The sequence below is a fragment of the Cytobacillus oceanisediminis genome (genome assembly GCF_022811925.1).
Lineage (GTDB): Bacteria > Bacillota > Bacilli > Bacillales > Cytobacillaceae > Cytobacillus > Cytobacillus oceanisediminis_D.
This window is the reverse complement of record NZ_CP065511.1, coordinates 2322795-2341230: the sequence shown is the minus strand read 5'-3', so window position 1 is coordinate 2341230 and position 18436 is coordinate 2322795. Positions and strand designations below refer to the sequence as shown.

General features: G+C 39.2%; 15 protein-coding genes, 2 pseudogenes and 2 other annotated features. Of the genes and pseudogenes, 6 read left to right on the top strand and 11 right to left on the bottom strand.

Translation table 11 applies throughout. The annotated features are described in order from the left end of the window. Positions 1-79: 79 nt before the first annotated feature. The 7 genes from IRB79_RS11940 to IRB79_RS28215 all read right to left on the bottom strand — a co-directional run bounded on the left by IRB79_RS11940 (position 80) and on the right by IRB79_RS28215 (position 6308). Positions 80-913 carry a carbohydrate ABC transporter permease gene (locus IRB79_RS11940; RefSeq protein ID WP_243508614.1) on the bottom strand — a complete coding sequence of 278 codons (834 nt, stop codon included), beginning with the start codon at positions 911-913 and terminating at the stop codon, positions 80-82. Between the two features lie 14 nt (positions 914-927). Next, the gene (locus tag IRB79_RS11935) at positions 928-1881 is read right to left on the bottom strand and encodes a carbohydrate ABC transporter permease (protein WP_404324006.1); all 954 of its coding nucleotides are present in this window, start codon (positions 1879-1881) and stop codon (positions 928-930) included. A 56-nt stretch (positions 1882-1937) separates the two neighbouring features. After that, positions 1938-3188: an ABC transporter substrate-binding protein gene (locus IRB79_RS11930; RefSeq protein ID WP_243508613.1), complete on the bottom strand. Its 1251-nt coding sequence runs from the start codon at positions 3186-3188 to the stop codon at positions 1938-1940. A gap of 218 nt (positions 3189-3406) precedes the next feature. After that, positions 3407-4681, bottom strand: a complete 1275-nt coding sequence (locus IRB79_RS11925; RefSeq protein ID WP_243508612.1) for a Gfo/Idh/MocA family protein — start codon at positions 4679-4681, stop codon at positions 3407-3409. Between the two features lie 92 nt (positions 4682-4773). Beyond that, positions 4774-5823, bottom strand: a complete 1050-nt coding sequence (locus IRB79_RS11920) for a LacI family DNA-binding transcriptional regulator (RefSeq protein WP_243508611.1) — start codon at positions 5821-5823, stop codon at positions 4774-4776. A gap of 105 nt (positions 5824-5928) precedes the next feature. Beyond that, entirely contained in the window at positions 5929-6060 is a 132-nt protein-coding gene (locus IRB79_RS28160) for a rhodanese-like domain-containing protein (RefSeq protein WP_347815353.1), read from the bottom strand. Positions 6061-6179: 119 nt separating this feature from the next. Beyond that, the gene (locus IRB79_RS28215) at positions 6180-6308 is read right to left on the bottom strand and encodes an aspartyl-phosphate phosphatase Spo0E family protein (RefSeq protein WP_431833433.1); all 129 of its coding nucleotides are present in this window, start codon (positions 6306-6308) and stop codon (positions 6180-6182) included. 94 nt (positions 6309-6402) lie between these two features. Here IRB79_RS28215 and IRB79_RS11915 point away from each other — a divergent pair, with 94 nt between their 5' ends. Beyond that, positions 6403-6813, top strand: coding sequence for a peptidase M4 family protein (locus IRB79_RS11915; protein WP_431833432.1), 411 nt, complete (start codon positions 6403-6405; stop codon positions 6811-6813). Between the two features lie 237 nt (positions 6814-7050). Here IRB79_RS11915 and ilvC read toward each other — a convergent pair. The 3 genes and pseudogenes from ilvC to ilvB all read right to left on the bottom strand — a co-directional run bounded on the left by ilvC (position 7051) and on the right by ilvB (position 10111). Then, positions 7051-8076, bottom strand: a pseudogene (gene ilvC, locus IRB79_RS11910) (ketol-acid reductoisomerase). A 44-nt stretch (positions 8077-8120) separates the two neighbouring features. Continuing rightward, positions 8121-8414 carry an acetolactate synthase small subunit gene (ilvN, locus tag IRB79_RS11905; RefSeq protein WP_243508610.1) on the bottom strand — a complete coding sequence of 98 codons (294 nt, stop codon included), beginning with the start codon at positions 8412-8414 and terminating at the stop codon, positions 8121-8123. Next, the gene (gene ilvB, locus IRB79_RS11900) at positions 8411-10111 is read right to left on the bottom strand and encodes an acetolactate synthase large subunit (RefSeq protein ID WP_243509369.1); all 1701 of its coding nucleotides are present in this window, start codon (positions 10109-10111) and stop codon (positions 8411-8413) included. The genes ilvN and ilvB overlap by 4 nt, the downstream gene beginning before the upstream one ends. A gap of 148 nt (positions 10112-10259) precedes the next feature. Next, positions 10260-10515, bottom strand: a binding site (T-box leader). Between the two features lie 238 nt (positions 10516-10753). Further along, positions 10754-11003, top strand: a binding site (T-box leader). A gap of 60 nt (positions 11004-11063) precedes the next feature. Between ilvB and brnQ the strand changes: the two are divergent. The 5 genes and pseudogenes from brnQ (at position 11064) to IRB79_RS11865 (ending at position 16471) form a co-directional block, all read left to right on the top strand. After that, positions 11064-12417: pseudogene (gene brnQ / locus IRB79_RS28210) on the top strand (branched-chain amino acid transport system II carrier protein). 67 nt (positions 12418-12484) lie between these two features. Further along, positions 12485-13162 (top strand): response regulator transcription factor, encoded by a 678-nt coding sequence (locus tag IRB79_RS11880; RefSeq protein WP_243508609.1) that lies wholly within the window; start codon positions 12485-12487, stop codon positions 13160-13162. Next, positions 13162-14541, top strand: coding sequence for a sensor histidine kinase (locus tag IRB79_RS11875; RefSeq protein ID WP_243508608.1), 1380 nt, complete (start codon positions 13162-13164; stop codon positions 14539-14541). Before IRB79_RS11880 ends, IRB79_RS11875 begins: the two co-directional genes overlap by 1 nt. A gap of 216 nt (positions 14542-14757) precedes the next feature. Further along, positions 14758-15792 carry an ABC transporter permease gene (locus IRB79_RS11870; RefSeq protein ID WP_243508607.1) on the top strand — a complete coding sequence of 345 codons (1035 nt, stop codon included), beginning with the start codon at positions 14758-14760 and terminating at the stop codon, positions 15790-15792. A gap of 1 nt (position 15793) precedes the next feature. Continuing rightward, positions 15794-16471 carry an ABC transporter ATP-binding protein gene (locus IRB79_RS11865; protein WP_243508606.1) on the top strand — a complete coding sequence of 226 codons (678 nt, stop codon included), beginning with the start codon at positions 15794-15796 and terminating at the stop codon, positions 16469-16471. A 58-nt stretch (positions 16472-16529) separates the two neighbouring features. Here IRB79_RS11865 and IRB79_RS11860 read toward each other — a convergent pair whose 3' ends face one another. After that, positions 16530-18197: a M4 family metallopeptidase gene (locus tag IRB79_RS11860; protein ID WP_243508605.1), complete on the bottom strand. Its 1668-nt coding sequence runs from the start codon at positions 18195-18197 to the stop codon at positions 16530-16532. Positions 18198-18436 lie beyond the last annotated feature (239 nt).

Here is an 18436-nt window from a genome sequence, read left to right as displayed (position 1 = left end):
AAAACCCATCCTAGAGATAAAAAAAATGAGGATAGCTTGTACGGTTAAGCTTCTAAGATCTAATAGCTAATATGCCCCCTTATTTCCCTCCCGTAACAGCAATACCTTCAATAAACTGCTTCTGCAGGAAGATAAACAATATCAGCATTGGCAGGATGGCTAAGAAAGATCCAGCCATTAGAATTGGGTAATTGGTCAAAAATTGCCCCTGAAGTGAGGATAATCCCACTGATAGAGTCATAGACTCAGGAGAACTATTGACAATCATCGGCCACATCAATTCATTCCAGCTCCAGAGCGTTGTAAAGATCCCAAGAGCGATTAAACCCGGCTTTGCAAGCGGGAGCATCACCTTCCAATAAATTTGAAAATGGTTGCAGCCATCAAGTCTGGCTGCCTCCTCCAATTCTTTGGGCAGTCCCATGAAAAACTGCCGCAATAGAAACGTGCCAAACGCGCTGAACAACCCTGGTACAATGACTGCCTGCAGGGAATTGAGCCAGCCTAATTTCACCATAATCATATATTGCGGCAACAGGAAAACTTGCCCAGGCACCATTAAAACAGTAAGCGCTAACAAAAACAGAATGTTTCTCCCCGGAAATTCAATTCTGGCAAAGGCATATGCAGCTAATGAACATAGGAACAATTGGCCGGCTGTCCGAAGAACTGTAATAATTACGGTATTGTACATAAATTTGAAAAAGGGCAGGAGTCCAAATACCTCTTTATAATTTCCCCACTGAAAATCTTCGGGAATCAAAACCGGGGGTACTTGAATCGATTCAGCATACGTCTTTAACGAGGTAAGGATCATCCATAAGAAAGGCAGAACCATTGCTGCAGCCCCAATAATCAGGATGAAATGGAAAAGGAATGTTCTACTTGTAAAAAGCTTAAGTGCTCTGTCCATCGGCATCACTCCCTTTAATCATAATGAACCCACTTTTTCTGAAGAACCATCTGGATGGCTGTAATTATTAAAATGACCGCTAATAAAAGAACTGCAATAGCCGCTGCATATCCTTTATCGTTTAGTACAAATGCATGCTGATAGAACAAATAAACAATGGACTGTGTACTTTCAAGCGCCGTGCTGCTTTTTCCAATCATCATGAAAATCAAGTCGAATACTTGAAAGGCACCTATCAGTGACATAATGGACACAAAGAAAATAACCGGTGAAAGCAGTGGCAGTGTAATTTTAAAAAACACGGTGACAGGACCTGCCCCATCTATTTCTGCTGCCTCATAATACATCTTTGGAATGCCTTGCAGCCCTGAAAGGAAAATGACCATATTGTAGCCAATACCGCTCCAAATCGCTACCGCAATGATCGAATATAAAGCAATTTTAGGATCACTTACCCATTGCGGCCCTTCAATTCCGACCAAGGATAATAAATAATTAAACATCCCGTAGTCTGCGTTATACAGCCATTTCCAGACCATCGCAATGGCTGCTGGCATAGTGATGACTGGTAAAAAATACAAAGTCCGGTAAATAGATTTACCTTTGATATTCTGATTTAAAAGAACAGCCACAATAATGGACAGGAAAATTCCAATCGGTACAGTAAAAATGATATAGATGCTTGTGTTTTTAAATGCTTGCAGGAGAGTTGCATCCTCAAGCAATCTCTTATAATTGTCTAAGCCTGTCCACTCATACTGTCCAAATGCACCCCATTCGGTGAAGCTAAAGTAAAAATTCTGAACAATGGGCCAGAGATAAAAAATAAACAGTCCCAGCATTGTAGGTGCAATCATAAGATAAGCCCAAAAATAGTCTGAACGCTTCCTTGTTTTGGCGAGGCTCGAAACTTTTATCCTTTTGGCTGATTTTACTTCTGTCTGAAGAGGTACTTCCTTCAAAGTCATCCCTCCTTATATAAATGGAAGAGAAGAATAGCAAAATTCTTCTCTTCAATTAGTAATTACTTGGACAATGCCTCATTTGCTTTCTTTGTCAGCTCTTCTGCTGCTTCTTCAATACTTATTTCCTCACTCCAGGCCTTTTTTAGTACATCTGTTTCGTACTGCCAGATTTCCCCGGTGTTTTCCACACTTGGCAGAGGCACTGAATATTCGGCTCCATCAATAAATGCCTGAAGATTTAAATTAGGGACTGATTCTTTCCATGCATCCTGTGTACCATTAAATGCCGGAATGACGGTTCCCGTTTTGGCAAAAACTTCTGCTGCTTCTTTGGAACCAAGGAATTGAACAAACTTCCAAGCTTCTTCTTTATGTTTTGTATTCGAAGATATTACATTGGAAAGCCCGTGAATAGAAACGGCACGTTTTTTCCCTTGTGGAACCACCGCTACATCTAAATCGGGATTTTTCTTATATTCAGGAACCATCCAAGGACCATCAAACATCATCGCTATCTTTCCAGATGAGAATAATTCAGAAGCAGCCGTTTCGGTCATCTGCGCTTGAGTTGGAGAGAGTCCTTCTTTAATAAAGCTGACATTATATTCTAATGCCTCGATTGCTTCAGGTTTGTCGAACCCTGCGGACTTGCCATCCTCAGAAATGATATAGCCGCCATTCTGCCAGATGAAATCATAATATCCGCCTTGATTGCCCATTAATGCCGCATAGCCCCAAATTCCTTTTTCTTGGTCATTCAGCTGTTTCGCAGCTTCCTTTAATTTTTCCCAATCCCATGTTTCATCCGGGTAGGCTACTCCGGCTTCATCAAAGATTTTCTTGTTATACCATAGCCCAGTTGTATCGTAATCTTTTGGAATCCCATAAATATTTCCATCTACCGTGTACAGATCAATCAATGATTCCGGATAATTATCTAAGCTATAGTTGTCCTTTTCCGCCATTTCACTTAATGGAAGAATGACCTTCCCTTTGGCATACTGAACAACGTGTGCACCATTCATCCATAAAACATCTGGCAAAGCACCGCCCGTTGCCGCTGTTTCGAGCTTTTGAAAGTATTGGCCATAAGGTGTGATTTCTGTTTTCACTTGAATATCCGGATATTTTTCATTAAATAACTTAATAATTTCTTCAATCGCAGGAACCTGCTTTTTATCCCAGAATCCATACGTAATCTCAACCTTGCCATCTTTATCTCCGCCGGATGCTGTATCACTATCACTGCAGCCTGATAGGCCAATCACACCTAATACAACGGTTAATAGCATGATGATCCATTTCTTCATCCCATTTCCCTTCTTTCCTAAAGTTATTTGTTTGTCTAACTCAAAACATAAGGGGTTTATCTCTAGATGAATAAAAATGTTATGGACGATGAGTTATTTATAACGTTTACCACCTCCTTGGATAACGTTTTCCAAACACTCATGTTTTTGCATTAAGATATAATCTTAGCTGGTCAAATATATTGCAACACTGCTTAAAGAGCTGTGTTTACAAACTTTTAAACTTGAATATTCCCAACTAAACCATGATAATATTCATCTATATTGATAGACTGACCCTGGTTTAACCGTGACTCTTCGGCCGCAAATGCCATTAGATGACTTCTTACAGATGCGGAAACAGAAGAAACACTGTCCTCTTTATTGCCATTCCGGACTTCTTCCAGGAATAGTCTCATAATTCCGCGGTCTCCACCGCCATGCCCGCCTACTGGCTGATCAAAATTAATCACTGTTTCCTGCCTGGTTAGGAAATCAAAAATTGAGATTTTATTTTCTACCATGTTTCCGCGGATTTCACCTTTGGATCCCATTATTTGAACGATTCGAGTTTGTTCTCTTGTAAAACCGCACATGCTGAAGGTAGCGGTTGCTCCTTCCTCAAATTCCATATTGACAACCTGATGGTCAACAACATTATTATCTGAACGATATACACACTTTCCATAAGGGGTTTTATTCAAAGCTTCAATTATGCCTTCATTTGTATAGTCTTCTGTGAATTTTTTTGCCCAGCCTCTTCCTTCACCGAGATAATACCGTCCTGCATGGAATGGACACTCAAGCTCGGCAGGACATCCATCCAAGCATCGCAGCGGGGCTCCTACCGGGGCATTTTCCGCTTTAAAATGCATCAGGGATCCATACGAACTTAGTCTTTTACATGGTTTTCCCAGTACATATGAAATGATATCCATGTCATGACAGGACTTCTGAAGGATCATTGGACTTGATTTTTCTTTGTTATTCCAATTACCTCTTACAAAGCTGTGTGACATATGCATAACTTCAACATTTTCATTTAATTGAAGAGATACAACATCACCGATCCCCCCTCTGGAAATTACCTTTTTAATAGCTTTCCAAAAGTCGGTATACCTGAGCACATGGCAGATGGTCAGCTGCCGGTTATATGTTTTGGCTTGCTGTTCCATTAATATACATTCTAAGGGGTCTGGTGACATTGGTTTTTCCAGGAGGACATGATACCCTTGCTCTAAAGCTCTCATGGTCACTTTGAAGTGATTTCTATCCAGGGTGCAGATAATGGCAATATCAGCAATTTGTTTGTCCAGCTGTGAGATCTCTTCCCATGACTCATAGCAATTTTCATTTGGAATTTGATGTTCTTGCTGTATTCTCCCTCTCCTTTCCTTATTCGGTTCTGCAACAGCAACAATCTTTAATTCATGCGGATAATCCAGCGCATATGGTGCATATGCTCTCGCCCCTCTGTCTCCAGCTCCTATAAGGAGCGCTGTCATTGTCTTCATGTTAATTTCTCCTCTCTATTGAGCCAAATAAATCCGGAAAATTTCCGTAATTAATCCAAACGTTTTCCAAACGTTTTTAAAAAAAGAACCGCTTAGGTCCGTTTTTTAGAAGATGATTCACGAATAACTAACTCAAATGGTAAAATAATTTTGATTGGCAGAACTACTTTTTCCTCTACCATTTCCATAATCGTTTTCGCGGCCATTTTTCCCATTTCATATTTGGGGATTTCTACTGTTGAAAGCGGCGGTGATGAATATTTCCCCATTTCAATATTATCCACTCCAAAGAAAGCAATATCTTCGGGGATTCTCAGCTGATTTTCTATAACTGCTCTCATTGCAGCCAGAGCCATTAAATCACTTGCACAAACCATAGCTGTCGGCAAGTCTCCAGAACTGCTTTTAATGAGCTGATTCATTCCCTCATAACTGTTTTCCATTTTCCATCTGGTATTGATAACCCATTCATCTCGAATAGAAAGGTCTGCTTCTTTCATAGCAGATTGATAACCTTTAAATCGTAATTCTTCATTTAAGTCCTGGAAGGCTTCATTAATTCCCCCGCCGATAAACCCAATATCACGATGACCCAGATTCACTAAATGCTGTACAACTTTTTCCAATGCGGCCACACGGTTATAATCTATAATGGCAATATCTTTATCGGAATAGTAGAAGTCAAGTCCCACAACAGGGATCGTTTTCTGTATGTAATCAACTAAGCTCTCATCAATACTGTCGATCAGCAGCAGTCCTTCAATCCCGAGATCATGAATTGTCTTGAGAAGAAGTGCCTCATTTTCAATCTCATCCTTCGTAATACTTATTAATGTATAATCATTTTCTGTTAAAGTATCACGAATACCAGTATAGATATTAGAAAAGTATGGATTTATTTCAGCCTGTGTAGGATTGGCAACCCAGCCAATTTTCATTGTTCTGGCATCACTTTTATTTTGTCTGTTGCTAACCAGATTTCTTGCATGCTGATTGGGTGTATACCCCAGCTCTTTGACAGCCTGCCAGATTTTATTTCTCGTTTCCTGGTTAACATTCCGTGTCTGGTCATTCTGAATGACTCTGGAAACAGTAGAAATAGAAACTCCAACATACTCCGCAATATCCTTTAATCTAACCACAAAACACACCTCTAGGCTGTAACTTCCTGCAGCAATCGCCGGAATTTTTTGAATTTAAATAGACTATAGCACCAATAATTATTTTAAGTCAATAGCTTTTATCATTTATTCATATTTTATAAACTCCTTCCAAGCTGTAATCCCACCCTCTAAAACAATTTCAGTAAGGATGGCTGCACACCCAGCAGCGGAATTTCCCGTTGTGCAGGCAACAATTATTTCTTTTTCCTTTGGCAAAGAATCAATTTCGGCTTCGAAAGTGTGATTTAAGATGTTTGTTTTTGATATATTTAAACTCTCGATATTAGAACCTTCTAAATGATACGCTTTGCACTGCCCTTACATCTACACAAAAATTACTTTTTCTTCAGAAACTCCATACCTATCTTTTGCTTTTGTTGCTCCCATAAATACACGTCCAATTCCTGACTGAGTTGAATGGTCTTTTTACTCAAGAATCCATTTTCCCTTATACTTTTAATCATTTTTCTGCGAGCAATTTCAATTAGATCCTCCTTACACATGATTCAGCACACCCCTTTACCCACTAAGAATTAACATTGCTGTAATAATAGTTACATTCATCCTAATGTAACTATTATGGTAGAAGACATTTATACACCTAATATCCCTAACGATCCTCTTCTTTCTATGAGTGATCCAACAAAGAATGGAGATCCTGACCACTACTCAAAACGTTATACGGATTCTGAGGACAACGGTGGAGTGCACATTAATAGCGGGATCATCAATAAAGCTGCGTATCTATTAGCGAAAGGCGGCACTCATTACGGCGTTACAGTTCCGGGTATTGATAATGATAAAGTCGGTCAAATCTACTATCGTGCTAATACGGTTTACTTAACAGCTTCTTCTACATTTAGCCAAGCTCGCGCTGCTTTAGTACAGGCTGCTGCAGACTTATATGGTGCTGACTCTGCTGAAGTAGATTCCGTAAATAAATCGTTTGATGCAGTAGGCGTTAAATAATCATATACAGGATGGTCCTAGAAAGTATTATGATGACTTTTTAGGACCATCCTTTCGTATTTAAAATCTTTTATTGTATGGTAATAAATAGAAATTAACATTCGTTAAGTAATTTAATGTTGTACTTTGCTTTAAAGGAGTTTGATGCACTTTATCAATGTTTCCATTGCCTCGCCAATTTTAACACTCTTTAATAAATCCTCAATGGGCTCACCTCGAATAAATTTTATATTCTTATTATTTATTCAAACTTCCTGATACTTCCCTTTTTAACTCTTGCTTAACAAATGGCATCATTTTTCTCAGGCTTTTGCCAACAACTTCAATCGGATGCTGCTTTTCTCGGTTATTAATCGCATTAAACTCAGCCCGGTTTGCTTGATTTTCTAAAATCCACCCCTTTGAAAATTTACCCGTTTGAATATCCTCTAATACTTCTTTCATCCGTGCCTTTGTTTCAGCATTAATCACTCTTGGACCGGATACAAAATCTCCCCATTGTGCTGTGTCCGAAATGGAATATCTCATTCCTTCCAACCCTTGCTCATACATAAGATCAACAATTAATTTAAGCTCATGCATACACTCAAACTAGGCAACTTCCTTTTGGTATCCAGCCTCAACAAGTGTTTCAAATCCCGCTTTTACCAGTGATGTCAAGCCGCCGCAAAGAACTGCCTGTTCACCGAATAGGTCCGTTTCGGTTTCTTCCTGAAAATTCGTTTCCAGCACACCGGCTCTAGCCGCGCTGATCCCTTTTGCATAAGCTAATGCAAGCTCTTTTGCCAGGCCTGTTACGTCTTGGTGAACACCGATTAGGGCTGGAACACCTGCTCCTTCTACATAGGTTCTCCGGACTAAGTGCCCTGGTCCTTTAGGTGCCACTAAAAATACATCCACATTTTCAGGCGGAACAATCTGGTGAAAGTGAATATTAAACCCGTGGGCAAAAGCAAGTGCTTTTCCCGCAGATAAGGAAGGCTTAATATCCCTTTCAAAAACAGATGGCTGTATCTCATCGGGTAATAAAACCATGATCACATCGGCATCTTCACCCGCTTCCTTGACAGGTAACACGCGGAATCCGTCCTCCTCAGCTGAAACCCATGATTTTCCTGGCCGTAATCCGACTACTACTTTATGCCCGCTATCCTGTAAATTTAAAGCATGTGCATGACCCTGTGAACCATAACCAATGACGGCAACCGTCTTCCCATTTAAAACTTCCACATTTATATCAGCATTATAATAAACTTTTACCATATCTAATCTCTCCTCTTTTCGATAATTAAATGATACGTACGTTCTTATACCAGTACCTTCTTTATCAATGCCAGTTCTCTGGAAATGACATTTTGGTCTGTTATATCTGTTGCAGAAAGGACATCAATCTGTTTATTTATTTGCTTCACCAGCTGCAGGAATTTATGATCATCCTCCGCCTCTACGATTATTGATACTTTAGTAAATTCTTTCAGCTCTTTGTATTCTGCTGCTGCAAGACTTTCAATTTGGAATTGATGCTTTGTAAACAAGCCCATTAGACGAGTTAAAATAGCATTTTGATTATAGACGATTACCGAGATCATCCGCTTTTTCATGGTTTCACCCCAATCATCTCATGTAACCCTTTCCCTGGTGCTACCATAGGATAGACGTTTTCAGCAGGATTCACGCAGCAATCAAGCAGTACTGGTTCCCGGTCTGTTAGAGCTTCGGGAAATATCCTTTCCGCTTCCTCCCTCGTGCTCACTCTATAAGCTTTTATCCCATAAGATTCGGCTAGTTTTAGGAAATCTGGCTGCTGGGAAAAGACGGATTGTGAAAATCGCTTATCATAAAAGGTTTCTTGCCACTGGCGGACCATTCCAAGCGATCCGTTATTTACGATAATCACTTTTACTGGTAGCCCCCACTCCTTGAGTAAGATTAATTCCTGGAGTGTCATTTGAAAGCCGCCATCCCCAACCAACGAAACTACGGTTGCATCAGGTTCTGCGAGCTGCGCGCCAATGGCAGCCGGAAATCCAAGTCCCATTGTGCCTAATCCGCCGGAGGTAACCCAGCGGTTTGGAAGAGAGAAGGAGTAATATTGTGCCGCCCACATTTGATGCTGGCCGACATCCGTAGTGACAATCGCATTGCCATTTGTATATCTGTGTACGAATTCTATTAATTGCTGGGGCGCAAGGAACTCCTCCGAATCGGTATACCAGTATGGATAATCCTTTTTATTTTGTTCTAAACGCTTTAGCCAGGGCATTGTAACTGGCCCTTTCACTTTTTGACTCATCATCATCTGTATAACTGCTTTTGCATCACCTGCAATCGGAAAATGAGTCTCGACATTTTTCCCGATTTCGGATGGATCAATGTCTATATGGGCAATCTTTGCTTTTGGTGCAAAAGAATTCAAATTACCTGTTAGCCGATCATCAAAGCGGGCACCTATATTGATTAATAAATCACATTCATAAATGGCCATGTTCGAGGTATAACAGCCATGCATGCCTGCCATCCCTAAAAATAAAGGATGCTGTGCCGGGAATCCGCCAAGTCCTAAAAGAGTATGGACTACAGGTACTTGATAACACTCAGAAAATTTAAGCAATTCTTCAGAAGCATTTGCATGCAAAATGCCTGCTCCTGCTAAGATGACAGGTTTATTGGACTCACTCAGTGCTGCAAGCAATTTTTTTAACTGTAATGGACCAGGTCTGGCGGTTGGGCCATACCCGGGCAGATTGATCTCAGCCTCAAGGGATGCAGCAGTGTGCTGAGCTGTTAAATCCTTGGGTATATCTACTAGTACAGGGCCAGGTCTTCCGGTTGTCGCAATATGAAAGGCTTCTTTCACGATTCTAGGAAGATCCTCTGCCTTTTTCACCTGATAATTATGTTTGGTGATAGGTGCCGTCATTCCAACAACATCGGCTTCTTGAAAGGCATCCGTTCCAATTACGTGAGAGGCAACCTGGCCTGTGAAAATAACGAGCGGCAATGAATCCATCATGGCATCCGCAATGCCTGTCACTATATTCGTTGCACCTGGCCCTGATGTAGCCACCACAACACCTGGTTTTCCTGAAACACGGGCATATCCTTCAGCCGCGTGGATTGCACCTTGTTCATGCCGGGCAAGAACATGCTTAATCGGTGACCTGTATAAAGCATCATAAATACCCAAAACCGCCCCGCCAGGATAACCAAACAATATTTCTACACCTTCCTGTTTCAGCGCTTGAACAAAAAGGTCTGCCCCGGTCAGTAATAGCTTTTCAGGATCTAGATTTACCATTGCCTGTTTTGAATCCAACTCAACCACCTTCTTTTCAGAATTAAATTTTAAAATTCCACCAAGTATCTGCGGATGTGAATAGTTTCGATTAGGTGGTGGAAGTCAAACCAATACATATTTTTGGAAAAATAAAAAAACCCGCCCCTATAATAGGGACGAGTTTGCTCGCGATACCACCCTAGTTCCGTTTGCGGATAGAAAGATCCACATAACGGCACTCAATCAACGTACAATCATACGTGTTCCTTAGTAACGGGGGACCACCCGGCAATACTTACTGAAAAAAAGTTCAGCATTGCATCTCGGAGATGATTTTCGGTTAAGTTCTGAACATCGGCTTGCACCATATGCCGACTCTCTTGGGATCAGGGCACTTAACTTACTCTTCTCGTCATCAATTTTTTATTTTCCAAAATTTATTAATTTTAAAATTATCAGTAATAAAATTATTTGTCAAATACTTTTTCAACTCATTTTAAATTTTTTGAAAACTACAGAAATTAAATGATCACTAGAAGAAGGAGACAACTAACATAATCCGAATCATTAGCAGCTGAAGGAAATCCGGAATTAACTAAATATTTTTATATTCACAAAATTTATTGACAGGCCTAAATTATTCCAATAAATTAGTCTTAAATATTAAAGTCTATGACGGGAAAGAGTAAGATAAAAACCTGTTCTGCAGAGAGTCGGAGTTGGGTGGAAACCGATGAACAGATTTTATCTGAAGATCATCTCCGAGATGTAAAGCTGAAATGAAGTAAGCTTTGACGGATTTCCACCGTTACATGGAACACGTATGACAGTACGTTGACTGAGAGCCGGATTGTCTCTTTTTAAGAAACTTTTGGAATAAGGGTGGTAACGCGAGCACAGACTCGTCCCTATTTAGGGGCGGGTTTTTTTATGCAAAAAAACAGAAGAAAAGGACACCGAATTTAATTTAGTGATGTTTTGTATGGTGTTTTCGTTAATCTATAGGAGGGATTTTAAAATGAGTAGAAAAAATATCATATTTTCAGGATTTATGCTCTTTTCTTTATTTTTCGGTGCAGGAAATTTAATTTTCCCGCCTCAGCTCGGCCAGGAATCAGGCATCCATTTTATTGCTGCGATCGGTGGTTTCATTTTAACTGCTGTCTTCTTGCATTTTCTTACAATTATTTCTATATTGCTATCCAATAATGGTCTTTTATCTATTGGGCAACGTGTTCACCCCGTCTTTGGTCTTGCTTTTGCAATCGTTATTTATATGTCCATCGGCGCCTTTTATGGCATTCCGCGTGCATCGAATGTTGCTTATGAGTTAGGCTTTATGCAGGTGTACAGTGCCGAAGTCCGGCTGTCTTTATTCTTGTTCTCAGTTGTTTTCTTTGGCTTAACCTATTTACTTAGCATCAATCCTAAAAGGATCATTGACCATATTGGCCAGTTCCTTACACCTGCATTACTTGGCGTCTGGCCATTCTATTTATTCGCGCCTTTTTTACATTTACTTATACAGATGCACCAGTCTCTGAAAAGTTCCAAGCCAATCCTTTTCTTAAAGGATTTTTGGAAGGATATTTCACAATGGATGCAGTCGCTGCTCTTGCCTTTGGGATTGTCATCATCAATGGATTAAAAGATAAAGGAGTAACAAAGAAAAAGGATATAATTCATGGAACCATTTATGCTGGCCTTATTGCTGCAGGTGGCATAATCATGTTTATCTATCCCTTGGCTGGATTGGACGAGTACTGCCGCATAACCAGCCGCTTGAAAATGGAGCTAAAATATTAGTATTAGCTTCTCAGCAATTATTTGGATATGGCGGGAATGTGTTATTCGGAGTCATTGTTATCCTTGCATGCTTAACCACTTGTGCAGGTCTTATTAGTGCCTGTTCCCGCTTTTTTAATGGGATTTTCCCGAGATATTCTTATAAAAACTTTGTATTCATTTTCGTAATAATTGGTTTACTATTCACAAATTTTGGCCTGGAAATGATTCTCCAGGTTGCAGCACCATTACTTGTTCTTATCTACCCAGTATCAATCGTGCTAGTGATCCTATCTCTATTCCAGTACTTTTTTGGAGAAAGTAAAAAAATGTACATATTCTCCGTTTCAGCTTCAGCATTTTTTGCGATTTTCCAGGTGCTGGATACCTTTAATATTCAGGTTAACGTTTTAAAACCTTATTTGACTCTCCTTCCTTTGCACGGAAATGGTCTTGGCTGGACTATCCCGGCACTTTTGGCGGCAGTTATCGGTTATGCTTTGGATAATCGGGAGAAAGTGGTATATAGGTCTAAAAATTAGCACATCGGTAAGAGTGATGGTATTTTCTGTCAGTGAATGCTATTAATTGCATAAGGAGTATTTTAAAATGATTAATATTCTAATTGTCGATGATGATATCAATATTTTAAAGCTTGTTGATGTTCATTTATCTGAAGCAGGATATAAAGTATACGAAGCTCAGGATGGGATAAAAGCTTTAAGCATCTTAAGCAATAATAAGATTGATTTAGCAGTTGTGGATGTGATGATGCCATATATGGATGGTTTTGCCTTAACGAGAAACATCCGGTATGAGTATGATATTCCTGTCGTCCTTTTAACTGCTAAAAATCAAATTGAAGATAAGGAAAAAGGGTTTCAATCCGGGACAGATGATTATATAGTCAAGCCTTTTGAACCAAAAGAATTACTTTTTAGAATCCAGGCTTTGCTGCGGCGGTATAATAAACAACATGATGAATCAATCATTCGTACAGGAAATACGACGATAAACAAAAAAAGCTATGAAGTTCAAATTGGGGATCGAACTATATTTTTACCCTTGAAGGAGTTCGAACTTTTATATGTTTTCATTTCAAATCCTATGCAGGTGTTTTCCCGGGAACAGCTGATTGAACAGATCTGGGGTTTGGATTATGAGGGGGATGAACGAACTGTAGATGTTCATGTAAAAAGATTAAGGGAACGATTTTCGAAATTGACAGATGATTTTAACATTAAGACTGTGCGCGGGATTGGATATTTATTGGAGGCAAAACGCTGATGAAGTCTCTTTATGTAAAATTTGTAGTGATTACTACTGGAATCATGATTTTAAGCGGAATCTTGGCGTTTTTAATCTCCAATACTTATTATCAGCAGAAATTAAAACCTATAAATGATAAAAAAAACACAGAAATTGCACTGGAAATAGCTGCGTTTGCTGAAGAACATCCGGATATCAGCCTGAAGGAGTACTTAGAGAATCTTTCTGCAATTGGATATCAAATATACTTGGCAGACGATTCTGGAAGAGAAAGCTATTTTGGCGCAAAATTCAGGGATAATACCCTCTATTCTTCCACTAAAGAGCAGGTATTAAATGGTGATATTTATCATGGTATTATCCATTTTCCGCAGGAAACTTTTGTGACAGGCTTTTTTGCAAATGAATTAAAGAATACGATAGGTGTCCCTTTAACGCATAACGGCATAAACTATGCTCTTTTTATTCGGCCTGATATTAAGCTCCTTTTTAATGAGATGCATATTCTATTTGGCTGGCTGCTCATATTAATGATTGTTTTAAGCATCTTGATGGTCGTTGTCAGTACAAAATATTTAGTGAAGCCGATATCTAGATTGACAATGGCCACAAAGTCACTTTCGAAAGGAAACTTTCAGGTTCAGCTTGATATTGGTCGGAATGATGAACTAGGAGAACTTTCGAATAGTTTTTTACACATGTCGCGTAAATTGGAACAGTTGGATGAGATGAGAAAGGAATTCATTTCAAACATTTCTCATGACATTCAATCACCTTTATCTAATATAAAAGGGTACACCAATCTATTGTCACAGGAATCTCTTGGTTATAAAGAAAAAACAAAATATATCTCTGTCATAAACGGTGAAATTAGCAGGCTTTCGACATTGACAAAACAATTATTGCTTCTTGCCTCATTAGATCGCAATGAAGATATTATGAACAAAAAAACATTTAATGTTGCCCAGCAAATTAAGGAATTGATTCGAAATTATCAATGGGTTGTAAATGAAAAAGGCATTATGCTTGACTGCTCCTTCCCAGATACAGAAATTACGGGTGACCCCTCTTTACTGAATACGGTTTGGGATAATTTATTAACGAATGCCATTAAGTATAATAATCCCGCTGGCAGTATTGAAATATCGATTGAAGAAAGAAGAGGATCAGTTTTTGTCACCTTTGCAGATACAGGAATAGGCTTGAACAAGAAAGAAATAGATAGAATATTTGACCGCTTTTACCGGGCAGATATCGCACGCACGCGTTCAGTTGAGGGGACAGGGCTTGGGCTTTCAATCGCTGCCACCATTGTTAAACTGCATGATGGTCATATACATGTGAATAGTAAAGAAAAAGAAGGCACTGCATTTGTTGTTGAATTGCCTATTCGTTAATAAAGTCATTCATTGTGTCAGGAATTTTCCATGGCCCCCCACTGATCATGTCTGACACTTTTTTGTATACTCTTCTTCACCTTCCGCTCATCTCTATGGGACCCCTATTCGAAAATGTCTCCTGCCCCGCTCCCTGCAATTTGTAACTTGTTGTTCATTTTCCGTTCATATAAGAATTATAGACTAAGGATGTCAAAGGAGATTGGAGGAGATTTAATGAACATTGCATGGAAAGAAATCAAAAGAAATAAAATTAGGTTTTTAATATTAGGTTCAATCATTTTTCTAGTCAGTTTGTTAACTTTTATTATTTCAGGTTTGGCAAATGGATTATCACAAGATAATGCTGCATTAATTAAAGACTTACCAAACGGTGTATTCTATATGAATGAAGAAGCTGAGGAAACCTATAACTTGTCAAGAATAGACAGCAGTATCCAGGATGAAATATTAAACAAACATATGGATGCTGCAGCGCTTTCCATACAAATGGGCTTTTTGAATGATGAAACGGATAAGCAGCGAAGCGTCGCCTTTGTTGCATCCACAGGCTCAAAGCTTTTTGAAAGTGTTAAAAGCGGGGAAATTGTGCTTGATCGCTCATTGGAAGAAGAAGGCATCAAGGTTGGAGATACTTTAACTAATAATCAATACAGCGGCAAGTTTGTTGTAAAAGGCTTTGTGGATCAAAAGAAATATAGCCATGCCCCTGTTGCTTATATAAATTTGAAAGATTACAAGGAAATTTACCGAGTAGAAGAAATGCAATTAATTTTCATACCCGGAGAGGATCTGACACTAAATTTTCCTGATTTACAATCATTCTCAAAGAAAGATTTTCTCAATACCATTCCGAGTTATAATGCAGAACAAATGTCTTTAAATATGATTGTGTGGTTTTTAGTAGTAATTAGCGGAATGCTGTTTGCTATCTTTTTCTACATGATGAACGTTCAAAAAATTGGTTTATACGGTATTTTAAAAGCTATTGGTGTAAAAACAAGTTCATTGTTTAAAATGATGTGGACACAAATGCTTTTTATTACAATCATTGCACTGTTACTCTCTATTACATTTAGTCAAGTTTTTAATATGATTGCCCCTAAAGGAATGCCTTTTAGTCTAACCCCTAATACAACAGGGCTATTGTCATTGGTCTTCTTGATTATAGGTTTTATTGGAGCTACTCTATCAGGTATACAAATAAAAAAAGTAGAACCATTACAGGCGATTCAGCAAGGAGAGGTTTAATATGTCTGTATTTACAATTGATGAAGTGAGAAAAACATTTTCTAATGGTGAAGTGAAGGAAGAGATACTAAAAGGAGTTAACCTTTCTCTGAGAGAAGGTGAGATAACTGCGTTAGTGGGTGCATCAGGTTCTGGTAAAAGTACACTTCTTACAATCGCAGCTGGTCTTCAACCCGCATCAGGTGGAGAAGTAATATTTGAAGAGAAAAATATGATTACCATGAGTCCGGAGCAAGTCCGAAAAATACGGGCATGTAAATTCGGTTTCGTGTTTCAATTTGCTCATCTTGTTCCGTTTCTCACAGTAGAAGAACAGCTAATGTTAATGCTGGATGTTTCTGAGTTGAAATTAAAGAAGGATGAACAAAAAGCAGAAATTGACAAAGTTCTAAAACTAGTTGGAATGGACCATCGGAAAAAAGCTTACCCGTTTTCATTGTCGGGCGGGGAAAAGCAACGGGTTGCAATTGCCCGTGCAATCATCCATAAACCTAAAGTGCTCTTCGCAGATGAACCCACTGCAAGTTTGGATTCAAAAAGATCTAAAGATGTTATGCTGCTAATCAGGGATTTAACGAAAACGCTAAACATTACCACCCTAATCGTTACACATGATGAAGAAATGCTTTCTTTTGCCGATCGTATAATAAAAATGAGCGATGGCCTGATTACAGGTTGATTAAAATCGGTGAAAAGGCATTACCCGGATGAATAATGCCTTTTCACCTTATATTAACCTAGTAAATCCCCACGGCATCAAATCCAGCAGCAGCGGCAGCTTCTTCCCCGCTTCCTTCCCCATAAAGATCAATGGCAGACTGAACAATAGCCTGACGTGCATCGCTAAAATCAGAATTAGAGGTTAAATAAACAGTTAAAGCACGGTAATAAATTTTTCCCAGCTTCCCCCTGCCAAGTTCCAGTCCGATTAGGTACGCAGCATGGTTTGTTATGGAAGAATTTACATGGACTCCGCCATTATCGACATTTAAAGGCATGTCGTAATATTCATCCATATGTGCTGGATAGACTCCGCTGCCATATGCTGCTCTTTGCGGATTACTTACGACAACACTGTTAGGATCACTTAAGCTGCGCAATCTCGTTACTCCGTCAGCTTTAGCAGCAGGCGCCATAATGTCCTCGCCCATTTCCCAATCTCCATCGTCAACAAGTACACCAAAAACATCAGCAAATGATTCGTTTAGGGCTCCAGATTGATTTCGGTATGCAAGGTTAGCAGTATGAGAGATTACTCCATGAGTCATTTCGTGGGCAGCAACATCAAGGCCGGCTGATAAAGAAATGAAAAACTCACCATCCCCATCGCCATAAGCCATATAACGGCCGTTCCAGAAAGCATTATTGTAATCTGTGCCCATGTGAACATAAGAATTGATAGCCATTCCTTCCCCATCGAGAGAATTGCGGCCATGCTCATTTAAGAAATACTCATATACCCTCTCGGAATTGTAATGTGCATCTACTGCAGCTCGGTCATAATCCCCTATAAATGCAGCGGAATTCCCGACATAAAGAGCATCATTATTTGAATCCCAATCATTTTTAGAATCAAATGTAAAGATCCCATCAAGATTTTCATGAGAGTAATCCGCTAACGCAAACTTTGTTCCTGCTCCCTCTTCCTTCGCTCGGGTAATATGCAGCTCCCTATGGTCCCCATGAACCCCTTTACCAAAACCTTTTTGTGTTTTATTTTCTTCAGCGTGCATTAAGCCGTTATATTTATCAATAACATTACCTGTCTTTGCATCTACAAACACAAACCAGTTTCCAGGCTCATTCCCCATGAAGTTTACATTTACTTTATAAGCTGTATGATTTTCCCCTTTAAATGGATAGACAACAAGCTCCGAAGCTGGCTCATATGTAAGTTCTTGTGGTGCATTGACAGCGGATAACGCTTCTTTTATTGCATCATCACTGCTTAATGAAACAACCGTGTCCACTGCATCATCGGCAATTGCCTGATTTACTCTTCCATTAACGGTTACTACTTCATTATTCTTATTATAATGAACAATTACTTCGGATCCTTCTACGGCCACACCATTGATTGTCTGATTAAAACGGACGTGAGTCATACCGAGGTCATCCTTTTGTACATCTTTCACTTTCAAATTTTTATCAGGGTTTTTGATACCTGTTACATCCTGGTGCTTCTTTAAATAAGTTAATGCATTGGAAGGAGAGCTGGAAGAGAATTTCTCTGCAAATCGCTCTTTCATAAATAAAGGAACATTTGCTTTTTCATTCCACTCATTGGAAGCTTCTAGATGATGGACCTTTGCCGAATCTGCCGGCTGGGCAAAAACATTTACCGGGATCGAACCCGCCAATAAGGCGGATGACAACAATACGGGTGCAAGCAGCTTTTTTTTCAATCTTTGGACCTCCTATAATTTAGATACTCTAAATTATAGAATAGGAGGTTCTAATTCGGATGAATAATAAGAATTATTTATATATTAAAACAACTGTCGATTTTATAGTAAAAAATTACCAAAAGATATTTCTGATGCAGGAGCCTATGAAAATCTAGTTCATTTCTATCAGATTTTAGTAGTTCGCAAATCTATTTTTTCCATCCGGTGTGAAATAAATGAGCATACAATGTTAAAGA